We start from the raw sequence: 4575 nt of genomic DNA, 5'->3' as shown, positions 1-4575 counted from the left end.
GACGCAAAACATCCCTCTGAAACGATAACGCCTCCGATCAAGACAACCATGGCGCGGGGTAGAGCAGCCCGGTAGCTCGTCAGGCTCATAACCTGAAGGTCACAGGTTCAAATCCTGTCCCCGCAACCATCGTCACTTGCCTCGAACGCCCGCCGCCCAGGCGGGCGTCGGCATGTGTGGCCTCCCGATCCGCGCAGAGCGCCAGGATCGCCCCCAGCTCTCCGTAAAGATCGATCCCCTGCGTCTCCGGACCAGGGTGGATCACCACCTTCTCGATCAGCCCGCGCAGGATCATCGCCGCCTCCACGCGCGTGTCGTCGGCGTTCAGCGCCGTGCTCAGCGCCGCCACCTTCTTCTCGTAGACGGCGACGATGCCGGGATGCATCGCCACCGGTGAAGGTTCTTCGGTGCGGGCGAGGGCGGCTTCGATCTCGGCGCGCTCGGCTTCGAGCGCGTCCATCTTCTCCTTCATGGAGGGGCTATACATCCCCTCGGTGATCGCGGTGATGATGCTGTCGATGGCTTTCTTGACGCGGACGTGGCGGCGTTCGAGATCGGCCCGTTCCGCCAAGGCCTCCTGGCGCCCCCTCTGCACCTCGCGCTGAAACTCCTCGATGAACCGGCGCAGTAGGTCCGGTCTCATCAGCCGCTCCCTCAGGCCAGAGAGCACTCGCTCCTCCACCTCCTCGCGCAGGATCGTCCGGCGATAGCCGCAGGTCCCCTTGTTGCGCGCCGTCGAACAGCCGAGCCGGGACTTGCTGATCATCGAATAGCCGCCCCCGCAGCAGCCGCAGCGGACCAGATCGGAAAGCAGGTAACGGGGCCGGTGGCCACGTTCGATGCCCGGCGCGTCAGGGTTCTCGGCCCGGCTTTCGAAGATCTCCTCGCGGGTTGCCTCCTGGCGGGCCTTCACCTTCTCCCAGAGAGCGTGGTCGACGATGCCCAGATGTGGCACCTCCTCGACGACCCAGTCCTCGGGCGGGTTCAGCCGCGAGACCCGCTTTCCGGTGGTGGGATCCTTGCGGTAGTGCAGCCGGTTCCAGACCAGCTTGCCGACATAGAGTTCGTTGTTGAGGATCCCCGTGCCGCGCTTCCAGTTGCCGCCGATGGTGGAAGCGCTCCAGGTGCCGCTGCTGCGGCCCGAAGCTGGAGAAGGGATGCCTGCCGCGTTCAGCGCGACGGCGATGGTGCGGGCGCTCTTGCCCGCCGCATAGTCGCGGAAGATCCGCCGCACGATCGCCGCTTCCGCCTCGTGGATGACCCGATCGCCCGCGGTCAGGCTGCCATCGGGCAGCGCCTGGCGATCGACCTTGTAGCCATAGCCGATGCCGCCGGCGGACTTGCCCTCCCGCACCCGGCCCTCCAGCCCCCGATGGGTCTTCTGGGCGAGGTGCTTGATGTAGAGGGCCGCCATCGTGCCGCCGAGGCCGACATGCATCTCGTTGATCTCGCCCTCGGTCTTGGTGACGATGCGGATACCCTGAAAGCTCATCTGCTTGTGAAAGCCTGCGATGTGCTCCTGGTCGCGCGAGAAACGGTCCAGGGCCTCGGCCACCACGACGTCGAAGCCGCCTCGCATGGCGGCCTGTCGCAGACCCTGAAATCCGGGGCGCAGATCGAAGGACCCGCTGCTCGCCCGATCCTGGAACGTCTCCGTCACCAGCCAGCCATTGTCGGCGCACAGCTTGCGGCAGAGCCGAAGCTGGTCCTCGATCGAGGCATCCCGCTGCAGATCGGAGGAATAGCGGGCATAGACGGCCGCCCGGACAGGCGATGATGCTTTGAAGGTCACGGCGTGTCCCCTCCCTCCGTGGTGGATTGGCCCAGATACTCCCGTGCCGCCTGCCGGGCGAGGAGGCGGACGAGGGCGTCGAGGCCTTCATGATGGGGTTCTTGCGCCAGGTAATCAATGTCCGCGTCGCTGGCTCGCGGCTGATCAGCCCGACAGGCTGACGGGGATCGGTTCGGCTTGAGTGGCGTTCTGGACATCGAGATTGACCCGGACGGAAAGGTCCGTGCAATCTGAAGGAGAGTTCGGGACCGACTTGGGAAACAAATCGGCTGTTTGATGTGAGAGGCGTCGATGGATGAAATTGAAGCAGCTCTCTCGAGGATCCAGGTTGGTGCGCAAGCTGAACTCGAGAAGAGACAACGGGACAGCAATTCGCCAGAGGTTCGCTTCGCTGACTTGGCGCCGGCCCTCCTGATCTACGATCTCGACAAAGCGAATTACGACGAACAGCTTATTCCTCAGTCGATTATCGACAGTGTGGGAAGGCGCCGATTCAGTGCCTTCGTGCCCACGACCCAGCAGGTGGTCGCGAAGAGCACGTTGATATCTCCCATCGAAAAGAGGCGGTTCATTCAACAGGGATATGTGATCCTCGTCGCGCCCCTGCGGAGAAGCGGGTCCCATGCACGGGGGCGACGCAATCTCACGCATGCCGAGCAAGCCATCAGAAACGCCTTGAGTCTGTGGACCTACGCACTCATCCCTGAAATCACTGCGCAGTTCGGCGCCAGGAACTCGCGACTTCGGACAGACCGGCTTTTTGCATGGTTGACGAGTCGCGCACCAAGTCTCGCGCTCTTAGCGGAAAGTTCTCATGCCGGCAGGATAAACGGCGGCGGAACGACCGACCAACGGGATACGGAGAATTATCCGGACCTACGGAGTTTTATTGAGGCGTTGGAAGATCATGGACGAAAAATAGCGACACGCCTGCCAGGCGAGGTATTATCGTGTTCCGGCGAGGCGCTGCGGATGAAGATGCGTCAGATCACCGAAAACCATGTTCCGTCCCAAGAAGTTCTGCCAGAGTTGACCGCCTTGCGAACTGACGTCCTTGAGGTTCTCGCTAAAGCACGGCGCATTGCGGCAGCGATCGCCGCTGATGATGGCAAGCTGGCCAGAGGAAACGACAAGGCGATGAACAGCCTTGGGGAGTTGCGGGCGCATCAGGTAGTTCGATCTCCCGAGCAGTATGGCAAGCGTGCCGCGGGTTCGGCGCGGAAGATCGTTCAGGGACAATTCCATAGCAGGCTCGTCCAATCCGGCAACATTCCTTCGGTTGATCGGCTGACCGTGGCTGACCTCGCGGTCATAGCCTTTCTTTGCGATATAGACCCATATCTGATCTGCGCTCAGCACATGCTGTTCTCCGACGAAATCGATATGGTGCGCGCCTTTGGTCGGCTCAAGCGTGGAGAGCTGGCCGATGCTTCGGAGTATAAAAAGCTCATAATGGGACTCGCGGACATATCCCAAAGGGCCGAGGAGGGGCGCGCCGCCAGGATGGACGATCTGGAGCAGATCGCAATCGTGTTGACGGAAATCCCCAAAATGCTGGAATTGGAAGGGGTAGAGCGGAGCAATTTGTTCTCCTGATCAATTGATAGCTATCAGCACGTTCAGCAGAGTGGCACGGAGGGCGGCTTCGGCCTCGGTCGTGTCTGCCGGACCCGCTTCACCACCGCTTCCAGAAGCAAGGTGGCTTTGGTCGGGTGGCAGAGGGGCCTGTGCGTCATCACCGGGGCTCATCGTCAGCCTTCGGCTCGGGGCGGCTACACTACCTCGCGCATACCTGGGCGTAGCCGTTCGACCAGCATGCCCGATCTATATCTTCACGGAGAAGAATCCCGAGACCGGTGTGGGCGTGGTTCCCCTTATCCCAGCCATTCCAGTAGCCATCGGCCTGGCCCGGGGCCGATATGTTCACATAGACAAAAAAGCCGCTCGGTGAGACAAGCTGGAAGCTGCCGTCCCGGTCTGCGGTATAGTCGCAGGCCCCCTTGAAGACCTCGCGCTTGCTGACGGTGAGGCTGCAAGCCGCCGACTTGGCCTCTGCCGTGCCATCGACAGCGACGGCAAGGACCGCGATCAAAAACATCCTCATGGAAATCACCTTTCTCGAACCAAGGTCAGTCGCTCAAGCCAATATCAGGAAATCAGGGGGACCGGTCGATGTAGCAGCGGCCCATTTCGCCGATCCGGGCACCGAAATCATCTCGCATCCCTTCTGGACCGATGAGCGTTGTGGGACAGGATATACCAGAGGCAGACCATGAAAACGACGATTGCCGCGCTCACTGCCGCCATGTTCCTTGCTGCCTGTGAAACCCCGGTTGCGACGGCGCCTGCCCCTGCGGAGCCTGAGCGGCCTATGGATGAGGTTCCTGTGCAGATGACCTTGGCGAACGGGGATAGGCATTACAGCTTCAAGAGCGGCTGCGTCGTCGTCCTGGAGCCGCAGCGCGCGGTTGTGAAGTCAGAGACGAGGGCCTGCGAACTCCACCATCGGGACATCGCCCTGCTTTATGCTTCGGGGGATTGAGGGATCTCGCCTGCGGCATCGTCGCCTCGCCAGAAGCATTGCGTGCGGCGCGAAGGATAGAAATTGTCGGCGAATTCATTTGCGCGGTCTGCAACCCTGTGCCACTCATGGTTGCACGTGAGGCAGATAATCATCATGAAAGGCCGTAACCGCCCGGTTGCCACCGCCTGCCTGAGCGTGGGGTGATCGGCTAAGACACGTGCATAGCGACGTCGTTAACGACGTATCTTATGCGGGGCTT

At 61.7% G+C, this 4575-nt stretch carries 4 protein-coding genes and 1 tRNA gene; 3 read left to right on the top strand and 2 right to left on the bottom strand.

Going from position 1 to position 4575, the window contains the following annotated elements; genetic code table 11:
• The first annotated feature begins 52 nt into the window (after positions 1 to 52).
• A tRNA-Met gene (locus tag PARHAE_RS19955) sits at positions 53 to 129 on the top strand.
• Here the strand turns inward: PARHAE_RS19955 and PARHAE_RS19950 are convergent.
• Complete coding sequence (locus PARHAE_RS19950) at positions 86 to 1792, bottom strand: recombinase family protein (RefSeq protein ID WP_126156260.1); 1707 nt, start codon at positions 1790 to 1792, stop codon at positions 86 to 88. The genes PARHAE_RS19955 and PARHAE_RS19950 overlap by 44 nt on opposite strands.
• A gap of 291 nt (positions 1793 to 2083) precedes the next feature.
• Here PARHAE_RS19950 and PARHAE_RS19945 point away from each other — a divergent pair, with 291 nt between their 5' ends.
• Positions 2084 to 3388, top strand: coding sequence for a hypothetical protein (locus PARHAE_RS19945; protein ID WP_126156259.1), 1305 nt, complete (start codon positions 2084 to 2086; stop codon positions 3386 to 3388).
• 181 nt (positions 3389 to 3569) lie between these two features.
• On the opposite strand, the gene PARHAE_RS19940 is transcribed toward PARHAE_RS19945, so the two are convergent.
• Positions 3570 to 3896 carry a hypothetical protein gene (locus PARHAE_RS19940; RefSeq protein WP_126156258.1) on the bottom strand — a complete coding sequence of 109 codons (327 nt, stop codon included), beginning with the start codon at positions 3894 to 3896 and terminating at the stop codon, positions 3570 to 3572.
• A 168-nt stretch (positions 3897 to 4064) separates the two neighbouring features.
• Here PARHAE_RS19940 and PARHAE_RS19935 point away from each other — a divergent pair, with 168 nt between their 5' ends.
• Positions 4065 to 4334: a hypothetical protein gene (locus PARHAE_RS19935; protein ID WP_126156257.1), complete on the top strand. Its 270-nt coding sequence runs from the start codon at positions 4065 to 4067 to the stop codon at positions 4332 to 4334.
• The last annotated feature ends 241 nt before the right edge of the window (positions 4335 to 4575 follow it).

The organism is Paracoccus haematequi, assembly GCF_900631945.1.
Taxonomy (GTDB): domain Bacteria; phylum Pseudomonadota; class Alphaproteobacteria; order Rhodobacterales; family Rhodobacteraceae; genus Paracoccus; species Paracoccus haematequi_A.
Note: the sequence above shows the minus strand (reverse complement) of the source record. Positions and strands in the feature narration are given on the sequence as shown.

Coding starts and splice junctions, on each gene's coding strand:
- PARHAE_RS19935 (WP_126156257.1), top strand. CDS start 4,065: ATGAAAACGACGATTGCCGCGCTCACTGCCGCCATGTTCCTTGCTGCC.
- PARHAE_RS19945 (WP_126156259.1), top strand. CDS start 2,084: ATGGATGAAATTGAAGCAGCTCTCTCGAGGATCCAGGTTGGTGCGCAA.
- PARHAE_RS19940 (WP_126156258.1), bottom strand. CDS start 3,896: ATGAGGATGTTTTTGATCGCGGTCCTTGCCGTCGCTGTCGATGGCACG.